Raw genomic sequence first — 19387 nt, forward strand, 5'->3', positions numbered from 1 at the left:
ATGATGGAGTATAGTGAATTCAAGAAAAAATTAAAAGACAAAAAAACAATAATAGTTTTAGATACTAATGTTATTTTAGATCTAGCAAGATATTCATTATATACAAGTAAAAATATTATGATGATATTTGACAAGTGTAGTGATTTGATATGGATTCCGAATCAAGTTATTAATGAGTACAATAAAAATAAATATGTTGTATTTGGTGATTTGAAGAAAAGATATTCAAACTTTGAAAATAGACTAAAAATAATTATTGATAAAAGTGAAAATAGTGTTAAAAAAGAACTTAAAACATCAGAAAGATATAATTATCCATTTATAAAAGAATATTTTGATAAGATTTTGAAAAAATTTAAAGAAGTTAGAGAAGAGATAGAAACATATAAGGATATTGTAGGAGAAGAATATAAGGTTATTTCGTTGCGTTCTAATGAATTGGAACATGATATTGAAAAATTTGTCTCTAATTTAGGTGATAAAAATCAAATTGGTTGTAAAATAGGGTTTAAGGAAGAACTAGAAATAATAAGGGAGGGAGAATTAAGATATAAGTATGAATTGCCACCAGGATTTAAGGATAATGGAAAAGAGGGAATAGAAAAGTTTGGAGATTTGTTTTTATGGAAAGAGATATTGAAATTACCTAGTATAAAAGAAGTGAATAGTATTATTTTTATCACAAATGATGAAAAAGATGATTGGTGGGAAAAAGAAAAATCAAAAAAAAATAAAGAAGCAGAAGAAACAGGGATATTGATAAATCTCAGAAGCGAGTTACAAGAAGAATTTTCAGAGATTAACCCGAGAGTATCAATTGACTTTATGACAATAACTATGTTTCAAGGATATGCATCAAAGTTGTACAATTTGCTTGAATCCCAAGTGTATATAGATTTAAATAGAGATGATGATGCTTTTATTAAGAGAGTTAATAAGAAAATAGAAGAAGATATACAAAATTTTTTATGTTTGAACTCCGAATGTTATTTAGGTTTTGGTATAGTGGTTGATTGTGTTCAAGATTGTGAGTTTATAGGGAAAAAGAATGTAAATTCATATGTATCCAATGGTGGTATATTTATAAATTATGAATTAGAATATCAGCTAGAGTTATATTGCTATACAGATGATGATTTAGATGAGGATTCATATGATGATGTATATGTATATTTTGTAACAGTAGTTATTTCTATAGATAGATTCATTGAAAATTTAGATTTAGAAAACCTAAAGAAGAATCCTAAATATTTAAGAGAAGACGAAGAATATGTAGATTTTGACATTATTGATTTTAAGATTTCAGACGTTATATAAACAACTGTGTTGAGTTAAATTATTTTTGTAACAGGAGTGACTAATGAATATAATTATAAAAGGTAGAAAGTGTTACAAAAAATGTTTAACCACTTCATATTCTGCCAGCATGGAACCGCAAATCCATATATACAAAACCCTAACTTTACTGTAAAATGGTCATAGTTAACGATTTTCTTAACACGATTGAGTTTTACATAAATAAAATTTTAAGAATATTTCTATAAAGTTGAGATATTCTTTACTAAATACTACTTACTAAAACTACGGGGAGGTTTGCATGGGCAACTTTGACTATTTGAAAAAGGAAAAGAGATTTGATACCTTTTCAGATGTTGCTATTGCGGCAGAAAAAGTTTTATATATAGATCCGGGACTGTGTGTGATGAATTGCCGCAGAGCCATGGAGTTTGCTATTAAATGGATGTATTCGGTAGATGCTTCATTGACTAAACCATATCAGGACAATCTAATCAGCCTAATGAATACCGAAGAATTCAAAGATATTATTGATGCAGACCTGTTTAAGCGTATGGATTATATACGTAAGATAGGTAATGACGGTACTCACAATGCAAGGAAGGTAACAGAGGAGAAGGCAATACTTTGTCTCGAGAATCTGCATATATTCTTTGATTTTGTGAGCTATTGTTATGCGGATAATTATGTTGAACAAAGCTTTGATAAATCACTTCTGACAAAAGAGGTTGAGCCGCCAAAGACAACTGAAATTTCCGATATAGATTTGGATAAATTGATAGCAGAGAATGCATCACTTAAGGCTTCACTTACAGAGCAGAGAGAAGAAAAGATCCAAAGCTATGTTACAAAGCCGCTTGAACTCTCAGAATATTCAACAAGAAAAATGTACATTGATGTTATGCTGGCAGATGCAGGATGGAGAGAGGGTTCTGATTGGTTAAATGAGGTAAAGATAGATGGATTACCTACAGATTCAGGTGACGGATTTGTAGACTATGTACTTTATGATGCTTCTCACAAACCACTTGCAATAGTAGAGGCAAAGCGTACATGTGTAGATGTTGTGGCCGGAAGAAAACAGGCAAACGACTATGCAGACGCTATTGAGAAAAAATTCGGTAGAAGACCTTGTATTTTCCTTACAAACGGATTTGAGACCAGAATAATAGATGGTGATTATCCTGAAAGAAAGGTAGCAAGCGTATATTCAAAAGAAGACTTGGAAAAGATGTTCAACTTAAGAAAAATGAGAACATCTCTTGAAAATGTCGTTATAGATAAGAATATTGCCGGTAGATATTATCAGGAGGCGGCAATCAAGGCGGTATGTAATGCTTTTGATAAAAAACATCGTAGGAAAGCATTACTTGTTATGGCTACGGGTTCAGGAAAGACAAGAACTGTAATAGAGTTGTGTCATGTACTTCTTGATGCAGGATGGATTAAGAATATCTTGTTCCTTGCGGACAGAACATCTTTGGTAACTCAGGCAAAGAGAGCGTTTAGAAATAATTATCCTGACCTTTCAGTAACCAATCTTTGTGATGAAAAGGATAATTATAAGGCTCATTGCGTTTTTTCTACATATCAGACTATGATGAATTGCATAGATTCGGCTAAGGAAGAGGATAGAAAAATATTTACATGCGGACATTTTGATCTTGTTATATGTGATGAAGCACATAGGTCTATATACAATAAATATAAAAATATTTTTACATATTTTGATGCTCCTTTGGTAGGACTTACAGCTACACCAAAAGACGATATTGATAAAAACACTTATGAAAGATTTGATCTTGAGCAGGGAGTTCCTACATACGGATATGAACTCTCACAGGCTGTAAAGGATGGATATCTGGTTGATTTTTTTTCAGTGGAAACGAAGCTTAAGTTTATTGAGGAAGGAATTGTGTATGCGGATCTTTCAGATGAAGATAAGAGCATATATGAGAATACTTTTGAGACAGAGGATGGTTATTTACCGGAGTCAATAAGCTCATCTGCACTCAATGAGTGGATATTTAATTCTGATACTATTCGTAAAGTTCTTGATACATTTATGAAGAACGGAATTAAAATAGATTATGGACAAAAAATTGGCAAGAGCATTATTTTTGCAAAGAATCATGCACATGCTGAGAAGATTCTTGAAATCTTTAATAAAGAGTATCCACATCTAACCGGATATGCTCAGGTTATTGACAACAGGATTAAATTTGCACAGCGTATTATTGATGATTTTTCGGATGCAAATAAATTTCCTCAGATAGCTATTTCTGTAGATATGCTGGATACCGGTATTGATGTTCCGGAGGTTGTCAATCTTGTTTTCTTTAAGAAAGTAATGAGTTATGCAAAGTTCTGGCAGATGATAGGACGTGGTACAAGATTGTGTCCGGGTCTTATTGACGGAGTTGACAAGTCTAAATTTTATATTTTTGACTTTTGTGGTAATTTTGATTTCTTTAGAATAAGTAAGGGTAAGGCTACAGATAATTCTATTCCTATACAGAGTGCCATCTTTAATTTAAAGTTTGAAATTGCATATAGATTGCAGGATTTGGATTATCAGAGTGATGAGCTTAGAGCGTTTAGAAAAAGACTTGTTGAAGAGATGGTAGCAAAGGTATCAGAGCTTTCAAGAGACAGCTTTGATGTAAGGCAACATTTAAAGTTTGTGGAATTATATTCTACTGAAGAAGGTTATAATGCACTTACATTTGAAGATACTGTGTTGATAAGAGAAGAACTTTCACCTCTTATTTTACCTGAAGATGATGAAATCAGTGCAGTGCGTTTCGATGCATTGATGTATGGCATAGAGCTTGCATGTCTTGCAGGTAAATCATATAAGAGGTTTGTTACTGATTTAAGGAAGAATGCGAAAAAACTTGCAAGTATTGCTAATATTACAGAAATAAATGAGCAATCAGACCTTATAGGAGATATATTACATACTGATTACATAGAGGGCTGTGGTGTAAACGAGTTTGAGATAATAAGAGAAAAGCTCCGTGGACTTATGAAGTATATCCCAAAGGGAGGTATTATATATGATACTAACTTTACTGACGATATAATTTCAATAGAATGGAATGACTCTGATCTTGAAAGTGATTCGTTGAAAAACTATCGTGCAAAGGCTGAATATTATATTAAAGAGCATCAGGACAATGAGGCTATACAAAAGTTGAAATCTAATATTCCTTTAAGCAAGGATGATATAAAAGAACTTGAAAAAGTGCTTTGGTCAGAACTTGGCACAAGAGAGGAGTATGAGAAGGAATACGGGCAAAAGCCGCTTGGTGAGCTGGTAAGAGAAATAGTCGGTCTTGATATGAATGCAGCGAAGGAAGCATTTTCAGAGTATCTTGAGAACAGTAATCTTGACAGCAGACAGATTTACTTTGTAAATCAGATTGTGGAGTATATAGTTCACAATGGAATGATGAAAGATTTATCTGTATTACAAGACGCTCCATTTACAGACCAGGGAAGTATAGTTGAGATATTTACAGATTTGGGAGTATGGGCAAATATCAAAGGTATTATAGATAGCATTAATGAGAATGCTGCTGCGTAGTTATAGTATTTTGATACATATTATAATATGTAAAATCAGATACCAATGCTAAAATATTAAACTATAATAAAGATGAGATGACATATAGATGGTTTTTTGAATATAAAGTTACATAAATATAGGATGGATTGTTGAAATTTTAGAGAATAGGAGTTATTTATGGAAGCAGAGAGTAATCTTAGTAAAGAAGAAGTAGTATCTAAAATATTTGAATTATATGAAGAGTGTAAAAAATTCCCAGAATGGAATATAATAATAGATAATATACTTACTGCTATCGGTGATGAAAATGTGATTGAGTTTTTTGTTTCTGTTGGTGATATATTTTTAAGTCAGCAATTAAGAGAAGTAGTCAATAAAGGTATATTTTAATTAAAGGCTGACATGGATATTTGTACTTTATTCAATTTCTCAAAGTGTGTAGCATTAAACACATGATATACTATGTGTAGTGTAATGTCTGGAATGTTAGAAAAGTTTGAATAGGAGGATAAACGATGGATAAAAAAGACAACATGATTGTAAATCAGGAATCCCTTGCAAAAAATTATATTATTAGGGGATAGGAAGTTTTTCTTGACGTATCTGAACGTTCAAGGTCACAAAATGTGACCTTGAACAAGGTTGCTGGGAGAGGTAGTAATATTAAGCACAATACTCATGCTTTAAGAGCTGCGGAAGATCAAGTGGAGAGTTTCATGACAGAAGTGACTGATCAGACAATAGTTGTATACAAAGAATACGAAATACGTTTATTCTGACAGCATATAGTGTTATTATTGTACTATATTAGATTGTAAATAATAAATGGATTTTTGATAAATTAGGAGTGGCTATGATAGATAATAAACTAGAAAAAATAGTAAAAAATGTATTGGATGGGAATGCAATCCTTTTTTTAGGTGCTGGTTTTTCAGTTGGAGCGAAAAATATTGATGATACTGATTTTCCTATGGCAGCTGGTTTGTGTAAAGAATTAATAAAACAAGGAAATATAGATATAGATGGAGAAGACGAAAAAGATCTCGAGGACTTAAGTTATATATCAACAAGGTATCTAGATGCAGGAAATACACTAAGAGATTTAATAAATATACTTAAGAAAAAATACAGTTGTTTGTGTGTAGGTGATGAGCATAAAGTTATAGCAGGAATTGATTGGAAGAGAATTTATACTACAAATTATGATGATGTAATGGAATTCGCATCAAGAAATAAAGGTATATTGAGAGAGCCAATAACATCCTCATCACGTATTTCAGAAGTACATAATCAGAAAAATGCTGTAATACATATTAATGGTTATATTGGAGAAGTAAACGAGAATAATATTAATACTACCTTTAAGTTGACGCAACAATCATATTTGAAAAGAACAATTACTGGTAGTGATTGGGCAGTTGCGCTACATCATGATATTGTAAATGCTAAAAGTGTTATATTTATAGGATATTCCTTGGGATATGATATAGAACTTCAACAAATATTTTCAGAAGATTCATCATTAAAAGATAAATGCATATTTGTAACTTTTGAACCTGGCAAAAGAACATTATCAGTAATGGAGAAATTTGGAGAAGTCTATGATAAGGGGCTGCTAGAATTTAGCAAATATATACAAAAAGTTGATAAAAGCTACAATAGGTCTAAAAAAGAACATGAACTAATCTGTCTGAGAGAATGTAAAAAGAGTAAAAGTGTTGCAAATAACATTGATTCAAATAGCATTATTGAGTTATTGTTATACGGTATAGTAGACGATGACAAGATTGCAACTAATTATAAAAATAATTATGTTGTTGAAAGGGAATGTGTTGATTCAGCTATTAAGTTTTTGAATAAAGAAGGTAAAGTTGTTATATTTCATTCGGATTTAGCAAACGGAAAAACAGTTGTAATGAAACAAGTGGAGGAACGTTTAAAATTATTGGGACGTGTATACTATTTAGATAAATTTGATATTTCATTATCAGACGATTTATCACATCTTGCATCAGAAAAGGGAATGCATTTTTTGTTTTTTGAAAATTATAATCAGCTAGTAGATAGCTCTATCTGGGAAATTATACTTAGATATAATTGTAGTAATATAAAATTTGTTTTTACGGCAAGAAGTTATATAAATGATAATTTTTATGGTAGACTTATTAAGGGACTTAATTTAGATGAAAATTCGCTGGCAATGTATGAACTGAATTTTTTAACTCAACTAGAGATACAAAGTTTTATAAATTATTTGAATCAATACAATCTGTGGGGAAGTCAGGCAGCAATGAAAATAAATAAAAAGCAGAATTTTTTGAGTAAGAAATGTAAATCTGAAATTAGAAATATTCTGTTGGAAATATATAAATCTCCAAATGTTATTGATAAATTTAATGAAATTATAGGTATAATATGTAAAACTGAAGAGTGCAAAAAAATACTTTTGATGGCTTTCATATGTCATGTTATTGCTATAGATATTACATATGACGATATAGAGACTATACTAGGTTTTAGAACTAATATTTTGTATTTTGATAAGTATAAAGAGATAAAAGATCTAGTGCTACTTGATCGCAATACTATTAAATTCAAGTCATCAAGTGTTGCATATCATATAATTGCGAATAATAGATTTAATAATGATATATTAGATATTTCATGTGAAATGGTAAATTTTTTATCAAAGCATGCATATATTCAAAAGAATATTTCTATTTTAAAATTAATTATTTCATTTTCAAATTTACGTATGATATTTAACCGAGAAGATAAAGAAATTAATAAAATGTATATTAGATTTTATGAAAATGCAAGAAAGACTCAGTATTACTCAAAAAACCAATTTTTCTGGATTCAGTATGCACTTGCAGTTATGGAAATTCATGATTATAGTGCAGCAGAAATATATTTAGAGACTGCGAGTGCTTTTTCAAAAGAACGATATTCTGAAGAGTCATATCAAGTTGAGAGTTTGAGAGCTAGATTGTTGTTGGAAAAAACAATATATAATAATGATAAGGAAAATGCATATAAAAATTTTGCAGAAGCTCATAAACTTATATGTTCAAATAAAACACCAGAAAGACATTATCCATATAGGCAGGTTGGACAATATATTGTTTTCTATGAAAAGTTTTATAAAATTTTTGATAATAATCAAAAAGTATCTTTTTCGTTTATGTGTATACAAATAAAGGATAAAATGAAAGAATATATAAATAGTTCAAATCGTTATGAGAGGAATGATAGAAGTAAAAATAAAGAAATTTCTAATATTATTTTAAAGTTAGATAATATAATTTATAACATGTGTAATAAAACTATTTGAAGAATTAGGATAAGTTCAATTTTATATTACGATTTCTGTATCCGATAGTAGTTGAATATAACCAGATTGGAATGTAAAGTTTATAAAAGATTTGTTACAAGAGGGTATAGATAAATTTGAATATAACCAGATTGGGAAATAAGTTGTTCGGGGTCACATTTTGTGATCCCAAAAGTTCATAATTTAACATACTCAATCAGATGGTAAAACTAGAAATTTGACAACCGAACGAATATTATATAAAACCTAAATATAGCCGGAATTGGAGTATAGAACTTAATACAGTACTTGGAGTCGTAAATATATTACTTGACTTGATTATAGGAGGACAAATATTGAAGTGGGCAAATAACTTAAAATCTATTATTGATAAAAATAGTCCCGGCAATTGCCCTGTTTGTAATAGTATAAATACGGATTATTCAATGCATATAATAGATGATAAGACAAATATGGGATATGGTGTCATATGGTGTAATGATTGCAAAAATGCATTTCATATATCGAGGATAAAAGTATCTCCAAATATGAAAAATATCCTGGTTCCGGAAGGATTAAAGTATTAAGTAACATTAGTAGCTTATTTTTAGTTTTATAGGAATCAAACCCATAATTAATAAAAAGATAGTACAAGAATCTACGTGTTATATATTAGGAATAATTTTTTATGAAAACTTACTATATATGGATAGCTACATTCGAAGAGAATGACTTTGAACAGTATTGGGATAATGAGCCATATGAAAATGAATTAAAACTTTTCAAAGAGGGGCTTGGAGCTAAACCCGATATTAGCCTAAAGTGTGGATTTTGCAGGGAAACGGGATTGGAAGAACTGGATGAAAAGGACTTTTGGTTTTGTTTTAGGGCTTCTTTATGTAATGTACGAGAGCTTGCAAAAGATTATATCTCTGATTTGGATGAATTTGAGAGGGTGTGTAATGCAAAAGGGATTTTAGAAGGAAATGTTATTTGGGGAGTAGCTGTTAAAGATTTTCCGGATTTAGATTCGGAAGGTTGCAGTAGTATGAAGTATGTAGGTATATTAAAGGTGTAAAGTTTTCTTAATTTCCTTTATTTTACTTTCTATATTGTGCTAATATATCAGAAAATAAATTTTACAAAGAATAAGTATATCAGTATTAAAATTTCAATACAGGGTATATGGGAGATATTTATGTACAAGATATTTGTATATGGGACTTTGAAATCTGAATATTTGCAAAATAAGCTCTTAGGACATACTTTGGAATCATATGATGCAAGACTTGAGGGATATTCTATAAATACAGGTGAGAAGTATTTTAATGTAGTTCCAAATAAGGGAGGATGTGTTAAAGGTAAGGTATTACTTGTAAATAAGGAGGACATGTTCTATATAGACCAATGGGAAGTAATTCCTATGTATATAAAGGCAAAGGTGAGAGTTCATTCAGAGTATGGTTATGAGGATGCTTTTATTTACATAAAAAAAGATAAGGAAGAGAAGATACATTTGCAGGATGATGTCAGCAATATGTGCAATAATGAAAATCTTGAAGCTACAATTGATGAATTTGCAGATGTGAGAGATATGGAGTTTCCGGTCTGTGATCTATACCTTAATTATCCTATAGAAGACTTAAATAATCCATCAAAAAATAAGGATTTATTCACTGAAAAAGTAAAAGATGTATTTACAGATAAAGAGTTTTCATTTATCGGATATGAGTATTTAAGCTACAAATATGGGGAGAATCAAGTAAATGTAAGAGTATCACTTTATATTATAGGAAATAATAAAAAAGCCATATTAAGCGTAATGCTACCTGTTTCGACATGTAATCCTGCAAAGTTTTGGGAGAAGGCTTTTACACGAGCGTTGGAAATAGAAGGAAGAAACTTTGCAGATTATATTTATTCAAAATATAATCTCAAAGTCTTGGATGCACCGAAGTTTATCATATATTCATCAGGTGAAATTGATGAGTCAAAAAGGCTTGATGTTTTCTCAGTTGAAAAGGTTTTTAATAAAGCGTTTGATATTAGTAAAGCGGTAAATACGGATATTTCAAAAAACAAGGATGTTAAGATTTATATTTCCGATAATGTAAAAATCGAAATACCAAATAACTTTGAGGTCTGCTATACCGACAGATTAAAATCTGTTATGTTGACTCTATCTGTATAACATTCATTAGTAAAATATGATAAAATAGCCTATATCTATAGATAAGGAGAATACTATGTTGGAAGTAGGAATAAAGGGACAAAGAGAGACTATTGTAACAAAGGAAAATACTGCAGCAGGTATAGGAAGTGGAAGTTTAGAGGTGTTTTCTACACCGATGATGATACTTTTGATGGAAGAGTCATGTTTTATGAGTGTTAACGATATACTGGAGGAGGGATTTACCACAGTAGGCACTTGTGTAAATGTAAAGCATTTATCAGCCACACCGCTTGGTATGAAGGTCGTGATAAAGTCTGAGCTTATAAAGGTGGATGGAAGAGCTCTTACATTCAAGGTTGAGGCATATGATGAAAAAGGTCTTATAGGAGAGGGAATTCACGAAAGATTTATTGTAAATAATGAAAAGTTTCAGGCAAAGACTGACAGTAAGTTAGATAAATAAGCTAAGGTGCAGAAGGGTAAAACCGACTGCACTTTTTTTATTTTAAGACTATCTTTATTGGTGGTACAATTATTTTGTGATAGTATAGGATAAAAGGAGGACTTTATGAAAAAGAGTTTTATATATTTGATTCCTGCAATTTTTTTACTGGCAGGATGCGGAAAGAAAATTTCAATAACAATTAATACAAATGAAAGTACAGTGGCTGAAAGTTCTGAGAAAGAAAGCGTTCAGGAAACTGAAACAAAAGTACAAAATGACGTGGAAATGCTAAAGGCACATGTATATAACAAAATAGCGGGTGATGGAAATACAATACCTCAACTTAGTGTAGAGGGAAATGAAAAGTTGAATGATATTGTAAACAAAATAAATAATGATTGGGTGGGAGGATATTATCCAAGGATTAATCTGACTCGAACCGATACAAGTGTTTTCAGTGTATTGCTGGCTACTACTGTAATGAATGGAAGTACTGATACAAAAGAACTGCTTAGAGGAGTAAATATAGACTCAAATACAGGTAAGGAGCTTAAGATAGAGGATGTATTAAAGGATTCAGCAGGTCTATATGATAGGATTGAAAAGGATAATTATCTTGCAAATGAATATGGAGAAGATATAGAGGGATTTAGTGAGAAGCTAAAAACTGTTCTGACAAATCCCGATGCTTTTAATTTGGGAGCAAATGATAAAGCTGATCTTGCGTGGACACTAAGTAGTGGTTGTATGATGATTTATATGACTGCAAAGGATGAATATACAGAAAGGATAGTTTCCATACCTTTGGAGTTTGCAGTATATGGTGAGTTTTTTAATGAAGAGATACTTAGCTTGCCAAAGGATTACGCTTTTGAAATACCAACAGATAAAGAGGTAAAGATAGATCTTGACGGTAAAATTAGAACTGTGAAGATAGAACAGGATATTGACGAGTATCTTATGTTACAGGAAATAAATGTGACAATTGACGGTGAAAAAAGCACATATGAGGAAGATGCAAGCTATGGTATTTCCAAGGCAAGTGTGGTGAAAAAGGGAGATAATGCCTATCTCTATATTGAGTTGCAGTATGACAATGATTACAACAGTATATCAATAATTGATTTGAATAATAAATCAGAAAAACTTGAAATTTCCGAAAGTTTTGCAGATACTTCTCTTTTAAATCCGGATGAATTTTATCTTGGAGACAGGATTTATACTATAAGTACCTTGGGTATAGAAGGAAGATATACTGTTGGAAGTAAAGGAATGCCGAAGATTTTGGAAAACTACTATACAATTACCACACCTATACAATTGACAACTAAAATCTCCATAAAAGCTAAGAAATTGGACGGTATAAACGGTAAGGAAGTTGGGGATTACGATATTCCTATCGGCAGTGTACTGGTTCCGGTAGGTACGGATAAGGAGAGTTTTACCGATTATACAACTTCAGATGGCAGTCTTATTCGTATACCTATGGGAAAAGCTTCTGAATACGGTTTCAGTATAGAAGGAAAGAACATAGAAGATGTGTTTGACGGTACAATCTTTGCAGGATAATGATATGTCGGAAGGTCAAATAATTATTCATGTGGATATGGATGCCTTTTATGCTTCAGTGGAGATGAGAGATGATAAGACTCTAATAGGTAAGCCGCTTATCATAGGTTCAATGCCGAATGAAAGAGGAGTTGTATCGACCTGTAATTATGAAGCCAGAAAATACGGTATTCGTTCAGGGATGAATATTAAAGAGGCGTTTAATCGTTGTCCTAAAGGAATATTTAGGCATCCGAATTTTGAGAAATACAAAAAAGTATCGGAGCAGTTGCATAAGATACTGGAAAGTTATACTGATATAACGGAGTATATTGCACTTGATGAGGGATATCTTGATCTGACCGGAAAAGTGGATTCATGGGAGGAAGCAGGAAAAATCGGGTTTGAGATCAAAAAAAGGGTAAGAGAGGAACTCTCTCTTACCTGCTCTGTAGGTCTGGCGTATTCAAAGACTGCAGCAAAGACTGCAAGTGAAGAGAAAAAGCCTGACGGATATTTTGAAATAAAGTCAAGAGAAGATTTTGTAACATTGGTACTTGATAGAAATGTAAAATCATTATATACAGTAGGAGAAAAAACTGCAAAAAGGCTCCATTTATACGGTGTTGATACAGTAAGAGATTTACAAAATAAAAGTAATGAAGTGAAAATGTTTATGGGAAAGCAGGGTGAATATCTTGTTGATCTGGCTTTCGGCTATGATGACAGAAAGGTAATACCTTATAGGGAAGAGGATACAAAGTCTATCAGTAAGGAGTTTACATTTCAAAAGGATGTATCAAGCTTTAAACTTTTGGATGATGTGCTTTTTATATTGTCTTTTCGTGTGGCAGGGAGGGCAAAAAGACTTGGACTTTACGGGGAAGGTGTTTCCCTTAAAATCACTTATTCCAATATGAAGAGTATAACAAGATCCATGCTTATAAGTGCAAGTACAAGTGATGCCTATACCATATATGAAAATGCGAGCAATCTTTTAAAGAATGTACCTAAAGGCGAGGTAAGACTTGTTGGTACAGGGCTTTATCATTTGAGAGAGGAAGATGGAAGACAGCTTAGTTTTTCAGATATTTTCTCTGTAGAAAAGGATATGGTAAAAGAGAAAGTCGAAAGTAAATGGCAGGAAATGAGCATGTATTATAATCTTAATTTTGATGAAATAAAGGACATGCAAAATAATGTAAAAGTATATGATTATATAGAGCGAATGAGGGAAGTAATGGACTCTATGCAAAAATATAACAGTTAAAAATTTGTGATATAATATATCCAAAAGATATCGGAAAGGATCGAATATGAGAACTTTTGATGAGCAGGCTATAGTTTCTATAGCACCTAATGCGAATGCGGTTTCAAACGGCAGAAAGCTGTCGTCAGGAAACAGTTTTGTAAAAAGAATGAAGTCGGCTGATGACAGTCTTTATTTTGGTGAGTGCAAAGGAAGTGGAAAGAGCAATTATAATGTTTCCATAGACTTTGAAAAAGAGGGTGAACCGGTATTTAGATGTTCTTGCCCAAGCAGACAGTTTCCATGCAAACATGCTATAGGCTTGATGTTTGAGATGAAAGAGGGCAAGAGCTTTGAAACGGCTGAGATTCCTCAGGATATTTTGGATAAGAGAGAAAAGATAGAGGCAAGAGAAAAGAAAAAGGCCGAGAAGGAAATTGAAAAGGAGAAAAATCCTGACAAGCCGAAAAAAACAAGTGCAGCCTCAAAAGCGGCTAAAACAAAGAAGATAAAGAAGCAGATTGAGGGCTTGGATCTGTTAAAAGATGTTATGAGTCAAATAACCGGTTCAGGTGTGGCAGCCTGCGTGGATAAAGCATTTGATAAAAAATATGATGAACTGGCAAAACAGTTGGGAGATTACTATTTGCCGGGAGTACAGATAATATTTAAAAGATTCTTAAGATCCCTAAGAATGATAAAAAATGATCTGTTTATAGAAGAAATAATAAATGATTATCCTAAGAGCTATATAGATGAGTTAAGAAACGATTATCCAAATGACTATGTTGAGGAGTATTTGTTATCTTTAGCGGTAAAGGAGCTAACAAAGCTTAGATATATCGAAAAGAGAGCAAGGGATTACCTTAATAAAAAGCTTGAAAGTGATTCTACCGACCCTGATGATAATATACTCTATGAGGCACTTGGCGGAGTATGGAAGCTTGAAGAACTTGGTGAAACAGGTCTTAAAAAGGAAAATGTATCAATTGCGGAGTTAAGCTTTATATCGGAATATGATGATGTAAAAGCAGAATATATAGATAAAGGCTATTGGATAGATCTTGATACCGGAGATATAAATTATACAGCCAATTATTGCCCACTAAAAGCAAAGAAATATATTCAAAGAGATGACAGCTTCTTTGGTAAAAAGTTTATTGAAAAGCTTTATTTCTATCCTGCAAATGAGGGAGAAAACAGAAGAATCCGTTATGAGAGCAGTAGAGATGAAGATTTGGATATAGGTGATATCAAAAAGATAAGAAGCTTTGCAAAGAAGAATATAACAGAGTTTTTAAAGCCTGCTAAAAACATATTGAAAGCTACTTTATCCGATAATGCTTATGGAGTACTTTTTGAGTTTGCAAAGATAGGTACAAACGGCAGTGATGTTGTAGCAGAGGATAAAGAAGGAAAGCAGATCTTACTAAGGGCTATGACTAAGGATAAAACAGCCATGGACGCAATATTCGGACTTCCAAGTGAAGACTATCTTAAAAATCAGGTGTTATTCGGATTGGCACATTATGACTCGATGCTGAAGCAGATTTGTGTAGAGCCAAGAAGTATTATCACGGAAAACGAAATACTCAGATTGGCATATTAAGGGAGGCTATTATGAATTTGGATATTTTATATAAATTACAGGAACAATTAAGAAACAGTGTAATTACAGGCAGCTCTCTTATAAAGGAAGACTTCAGGCTGAAAAAATGTGTAGATGATATGGAGGCTCTTTCAAAGGCGGCACCTGTGTTTGCACAGATTAAAAAGCAGGCTGAGGAGCTGTTTGTATGTGATAATCCCGGTGAGAAGACTTTGGATCTGCTTGCACTTGTAGATGCGGTACTTGAAACTCAGGCAGGTATATATGAAACCGGTGAGCTTTCAGATATTGAAAAAAGCTGTGGAAGGGTCAATGGAAATTATTCTTATAAGATGCTTGAGCCTATTATAACTGCACTTACTACAACAGGAAGTGGTAGATGGGAAGCGTTGGTGGAAGCCAGAAAAGAAAACCCTGATATCTTCTTAGACTATAGAATATTGCCGAAGTTTATTGACGGACTGGGTGACGGATACAGTGAGATCTCATTTATGATCGGAAGATGGATCATGGAATATGGCAAGATGATGGTAGAGCCGCTAAAAAGAGACTTTGATCCGATGGGAAAGAGCGAGATGTATCTGAGATTTGATATTATCGCTGATCTCGCAAAAGAAGAAGAAAATGATTTTTATTTGTCTGTTATAAACGGAGAGGCAAGGAAAGATATAAGAAAAAGAGCTATAAGGTCTTTGAAGTATAGTGAAGATAATATAGACTTTTTGATTGAACTTGCAAAAACATCCGATAGAGCAAGTAAAACCGATGCTATAGAGACTTTAAAGACATTTAATAATGAAAAGGCTGTTGAATTTTTAAAAACTGTAGAAGTTAAGAAGAAATAAAAGGTGATAGATATGAGCGAAGAATTACAAAGGCTTCCGGCGGAGGTCATGTTCCAAAAAGAAATAGATGCACTTATTGCGGCTGAAAAAAATCCCGTTCCCACAGGATGGAAGATGTCACCGAAGTCTGTACTTACTTACATTATGGGCGGTGAGTGCAACGGTGTTAAAATAATGCCGAAATACATAGGAAATAAGAGAATAGTTGAAATAGCAATAGCCACTTTGGTAACAGACAGAGCATTACTTTTGATCGGTGAGCCGGGTACTGCAAAGTCATGGTTGTCGGAGCATCTATGTGCCGCTATAAACGGTAACTCAACCTGTGTTATACAGGGAACTGCAGGAACTACAGAGGAGCAGATAAGATACTCATGGAATTATGCCATGCTTATAGCAGAAGGCCCAAGTGATAAGGCAATTATAAAGAGTCCTGTTTTTGAGGCTATGGAAGAGGGTAAAATTGCCAGATTTGAAGAGATATCACGTTGTGCCTCCGAGGTACAGGATGCCCTTATTTCAATTCTCTCCGAAAAGAGAATTTCTATTCCTGAGCTTGGTAAGGAGAGTGCGGCTAAGAAGGGATTTTCCATAATAGCTACAGCAAATACCAGAGACCGTGGTGTAAATGATATGAGTGCCGCTCTAAAGAGAAGATTTAATATAGTGGTGCTTCCAAGTCCGAATACTCTTGAAGAGGAGATGGATATAGTAAAGACCAGAATCGAGAAGCTTTCAGAAGGTATGGCATTGCTTTCAAAGGTGCCTGAGGCTGAGGTAATAAAGAAGGTCTGTACAATATTCAGAGAGCTTAGACAGGGTGAGACACTTGACGGAAAGCAAAAAATCAAATCCACAGCAAATGTACTTTCCACTGCAGAGGCTATATCCTTACTTACAAACAGTATGTCTTTGGCAGGCAGTTTCGGAGACGGTGAGATAAGCGATGCGGACCTTGCAGCAGGACTTCAAGGTGCAATAGTAAAGGAAGATTCAAAAGACTCAAAAGTTTGGGAAGAGTACCTTGAGAATATAATGAAAAAGCGCGGAAAAGAGTGGATTGGACTCTACAATGAATGTAGGATGCTCAATGGCTAGGAGGCAGCCATGAAAACTTTTGGAATTAGACATTTTTCACCTGCAGGTGCATATTTTCTAAGACAGTTTTTGGATGAAGTAAAGCCTTCACTTGTGCTTATAGAGGGACCGGCGGATTTTGACTTTTTGATAGATGATATTGTCTTAAAAAAACTTGTTCCTCCATTTGCCATCATGGCATATACAAAGGAAGCACCTATTGATACGATACTCTATCCTTTTGCAGAATATTCGCCGGAGTATCAGGCAATTCTTTGGGCAAGGGAAAATAATACAGAATGTCATTTTTTTGACTTGGAATCCGATATTATTCTGGGACTTGAAAAAGGGGATGATGAAACTAAAGATGAGGAGATTATCTCAGAAACAAATCCGAAGAAAAGTATTGAAACGGATATGGAAGGTTTTTGGGAGAGAACCTTGGAGCATAGTGAGGATATGCATGCCTATAGAGCCGGCAGTGCTTTGTTTGGAGAAAGCATAAGAAAAGATACAAATGCAGATGACAAATCCTTTATAAGAGATATAGTCCGTGAAAGCTTTATGAAAAGAAAGATAAAGGAATATATAGAAAAGGGATTTGATACTGAAAAGATAGTGGCTATAACGGGTGCTTTTCATACATCAGCTATTGAAAGTCTTGAAGGAGCAATGTCCGATAAGGAATATAAGGCGTTGGGAAGAAGAGAATCCAATGTTACATTGATGCCGTATTCTTACTATAGGCTTAGTAAAAGAACCGGTTATGGTGCGGGAAATGCGGCGCCGGCGTATTACGAGTTGCTTTGGCAGGGATTTTTAAACGGAGATATTACTTATCATGAAAGAAAGTATCTGAGCAGTTTGGCAAAGTATATGAGAGAGCATGGCGGAATCGTTTCATCCGCTCAGGTAATAGAGGCGACAAGGCTTGCAAGAGAACTTGCAATTATTAGAGGAGGCTCTGTTCCTACACTTGAAGATTTAAAGGATGCAAGTATTACCTGTATGGGTGGTGGAAGTTTCGGTGAGATGGCAATGGGCTTTGCAGAGACCGATATAGGAAAAAAGATAGGCAGTGTTCCACAGGATGCTATGCAGACATCTATACAAAGTGACTTTACTTCTAAACTTAAGCAGTTAAAGCTTGAAAAATATAAGGAGCTTGTGGCTACACCATTGCAACTTGATTTAAGAGAAAACTTAAGAGTAAAGTCAAAGGAGAGTGCTTTTCTTGACTTAAACAGATCGTTTTTCTTATACAGACTTGTTGTACTTGGAATTGATTTTGCTAAGATTAAAAGAAGCAGTCAGGATAATGCAACCTGGGCCGAGAACTGGATACTTCAGTGGACACCGGAGGCAGAAATACAGATAGTTGAAAGTGTATTAAAGGGAGATACTATAGCGGATGCTGTAGCATTTGTGCTGAGTGAAAGGCTCTTAGAGGCTACAAAGATATCTGAAATAGCGGAGGTTATAGAAGATGCGTTTAATTGCGGACTTCCTAAGATAGTTGAGGGTGCAAAAAGAAGTCTTGATGAGACGGCAAACGGTGCAATAGCTATGTGTGATATTGCGGATACCGTGAGCAAACTTTCAAATATGATTTCATTCAGTGATATCAGAAAACTGGACAGAGAACCTCTGATACCTATTGTCAAAAGACTTTGTATCAGAGCTTCACTTATGCTTGTCGGGGAGTCGGCATGTGATGATATAGCGGCGGCTGCATTGGCTGAGGACATTCAAAAAATACATAATGTTTTTATGGTACAGGACTTTTTGGATGAGAGCCTCTGGTTTGATAAGCTTACAGAACTCTCAAATAGAGATGATTTGAATACAAAAATCTCAGGACTTGCTACTGCAATACTGCTTGATGCAGGTAAGATAGATGAGCCTACTCTTAGAAAAGAGGTATCAATACGACTTTCTGTAGGTATGCCTGCAGAACTTGGTGCAAACTGGTTTGCCGGTCTGTCTATGAGAAATCATTATGCTCTTATAGGGAGACTAACACTTTGGGAAAGCCTTAGTGAGTATCTGGATACCTTGGATGAAGAGGAATTCAGACGTTCGGCAGTTTTTTTAAGAAGAGCTTTTGTAGAGTACAGCGCTAAGGAAAAAGATATGATTGCCGAAAATCTTGGTGAAATATGGGGACTCAATGCTCAGGAAGTAAGTGAAATAATAAACTCTGAGATAAAGGAAGTAGACACGGAGATTCTCGAAGACTTTGATTTTGGAGACTTTTAGGA

14 protein-coding genes are annotated in these 19387 nt (G+C 33.6%); all 14 read left to right on the plus strand.

Annotation, left to right across the window (positions count from 1 at the left end; all coding sequences use genetic code 11):
* The 14 genes from HMPREF1135_RS00540 (at position 1) to HMPREF1135_RS00605 (ending at position 19385) form a co-directional block, all read left to right on the plus strand.
* Positions 1-1317, plus strand: coding sequence for a PIN-like domain-containing protein (locus HMPREF1135_RS00540; protein WP_007590855.1), 1317 nt, complete (start codon positions 1-3; stop codon positions 1315-1317).
* Positions 1318-1597: 280 nt separating this feature from the next.
* A complete protein-coding gene (locus tag HMPREF1135_RS00545; RefSeq protein ID WP_007590856.1) occupies positions 1598-4885 on the plus strand; it encodes a DEAD/DEAH box helicase family protein in 3288 nt (1095 codons plus the stop codon).
* A gap of 159 nt (positions 4886-5044) precedes the next feature.
* Positions 5045-5257, plus strand: a complete 213-nt coding sequence (locus HMPREF1135_RS00550; RefSeq protein WP_007590857.1) for a hypothetical protein — start codon at positions 5045-5047, stop codon at positions 5255-5257.
* A 463-nt stretch (positions 5258-5720) separates the two neighbouring features.
* The gene (locus HMPREF1135_RS00555) at positions 5721-8201 is read left to right on the plus strand and encodes an SIR2 family protein (RefSeq protein WP_007590858.1); all 2481 of its coding nucleotides are present in this window, start codon (positions 5721-5723) and stop codon (positions 8199-8201) included.
* A 335-nt stretch (positions 8202-8536) separates the two neighbouring features.
* Positions 8537-8767: a hypothetical protein gene (locus HMPREF1135_RS00560; RefSeq protein ID WP_007590860.1), complete on the plus strand. Its 231-nt coding sequence runs from the start codon at positions 8537-8539 to the stop codon at positions 8765-8767.
* A gap of 101 nt (positions 8768-8868) precedes the next feature.
* A complete protein-coding gene (locus HMPREF1135_RS00565) occupies positions 8869-9258 on the plus strand; it encodes an immunity 22 family protein (protein WP_007590866.1) in 390 nt (129 codons plus the stop codon).
* A gap of 120 nt (positions 9259-9378) precedes the next feature.
* Positions 9379-10371, plus strand: a complete 993-nt coding sequence (locus HMPREF1135_RS00570; protein ID WP_007590868.1) for a gamma-glutamylcyclotransferase family protein — start codon at positions 9379-9381, stop codon at positions 10369-10371.
* Between the two features lie 55 nt (positions 10372-10426).
* Positions 10427-10816, plus strand: a complete 390-nt coding sequence (locus HMPREF1135_RS00575; RefSeq protein ID WP_007590869.1) for a thioesterase family protein — start codon at positions 10427-10429, stop codon at positions 10814-10816.
* A gap of 105 nt (positions 10817-10921) precedes the next feature.
* Positions 10922-12367 (plus strand): hypothetical protein, encoded by a 1446-nt coding sequence (locus HMPREF1135_RS00580; RefSeq protein WP_007590870.1) that lies wholly within the window; start codon positions 10922-10924, stop codon positions 12365-12367.
* Between the two features lie 4 nt (positions 12368-12371).
* Complete coding sequence (gene dinB / locus HMPREF1135_RS00585; RefSeq protein ID WP_007590871.1) at positions 12372-13616, plus strand: DNA polymerase IV; 1245 nt, start codon at positions 12372-12374, stop codon at positions 13614-13616.
* 46 nt (positions 13617-13662) lie between these two features.
* Positions 13663-15204 carry an SWIM zinc finger family protein gene (locus HMPREF1135_RS00590; RefSeq protein WP_007590872.1) on the plus strand — a complete coding sequence of 514 codons (1542 nt, stop codon included), beginning with the start codon at positions 13663-13665 and terminating at the stop codon, positions 15202-15204.
* Positions 15205-15215: 11 nt separating this feature from the next.
* A complete protein-coding gene (locus HMPREF1135_RS00595) occupies positions 15216-16049 on the plus strand; it encodes a HEAT repeat domain-containing protein (RefSeq protein WP_007590873.1) in 834 nt (277 codons plus the stop codon).
* Between the two features lie 12 nt (positions 16050-16061).
* A complete protein-coding gene (locus HMPREF1135_RS00600; protein ID WP_007590874.1) occupies positions 16062-17147 on the plus strand; it encodes an ATP-binding protein in 1086 nt (361 codons plus the stop codon).
* Positions 17148-17156: 9 nt separating this feature from the next.
* Positions 17157-19385 carry a DUF5682 family protein gene (locus tag HMPREF1135_RS00605; protein WP_007590875.1) on the plus strand — a complete coding sequence of 743 codons (2229 nt, stop codon included), beginning with the start codon at positions 17157-17159 and terminating at the stop codon, positions 19383-19385.
* Positions 19386-19387: the final 2 nt, after the last annotated feature.

Origin of the sequence: Lachnoanaerobaculum sp. OBRC5-5 (assembly GCF_000296385.1) — a bacterium.
Lineage (GTDB): Bacteria > Bacillota > Clostridia > Lachnospirales > Lachnospiraceae > Lachnoanaerobaculum.

Excerpts from the sequence above, each read along its gene's own strand:
- HMPREF1135_RS00555 (WP_007590858.1), top strand. The coding sequence starts at position 5,721 with ATGATAGATAATAAACTAGAAAAAATAGTAAAAAATGTATTGGATGGG.
- HMPREF1135_RS00590 (WP_007590872.1), top strand. The coding sequence starts at position 13,663 with ATGAGAACTTTTGATGAGCAGGCTATAGTTTCTATAGCACCTAATGCG.
- HMPREF1135_RS00575 (WP_007590869.1), top strand. The coding sequence starts at position 10,427 with ATGTTGGAAGTAGGAATAAAGGGACAAAGAGAGACTATTGTAACAAAG.
- HMPREF1135_RS00595 (WP_007590873.1), top strand. The coding sequence starts at position 15,216 with ATGAATTTGGATATTTTATATAAATTACAGGAACAATTAAGAAACAGT.
- HMPREF1135_RS00545 (WP_007590856.1), top strand. The coding sequence starts at position 1,598 with ATGGGCAACTTTGACTATTTGAAAAAGGAAAAGAGATTTGATACCTTT.
- HMPREF1135_RS00540 (WP_007590855.1), top strand. The coding sequence starts at position 1 with ATGATGGAGTATAGTGAATTCAAGAAAAAATTAAAAGACAAAAAAACA.
- HMPREF1135_RS00580 (WP_007590870.1), top strand. The coding sequence starts at position 10,922 with ATGAAAAAGAGTTTTATATATTTGATTCCTGCAATTTTTTTACTGGCA.
- HMPREF1135_RS00550 (WP_007590857.1), top strand. The coding sequence starts at position 5,045 with ATGGAAGCAGAGAGTAATCTTAGTAAAGAAGAAGTAGTATCTAAAATA.
- HMPREF1135_RS00600 (WP_007590874.1), top strand. The coding sequence starts at position 16,062 with ATGAGCGAAGAATTACAAAGGCTTCCGGCGGAGGTCATGTTCCAAAAA.
- dinB (WP_007590871.1), top strand. The coding sequence starts at position 12,372 with ATGTCGGAAGGTCAAATAATTATTCATGTGGATATGGATGCCTTTTAT.
- HMPREF1135_RS00570 (WP_007590868.1), top strand. The coding sequence starts at position 9,379 with ATGTACAAGATATTTGTATATGGGACTTTGAAATCTGAATATTTGCAA.
- HMPREF1135_RS00565 (WP_007590866.1), top strand. The coding sequence starts at position 8,869 with ATGAAAACTTACTATATATGGATAGCTACATTCGAAGAGAATGACTTT.
- HMPREF1135_RS00605 (WP_007590875.1), top strand. The coding sequence starts at position 17,157 with ATGAAAACTTTTGGAATTAGACATTTTTCACCTGCAGGTGCATATTTT.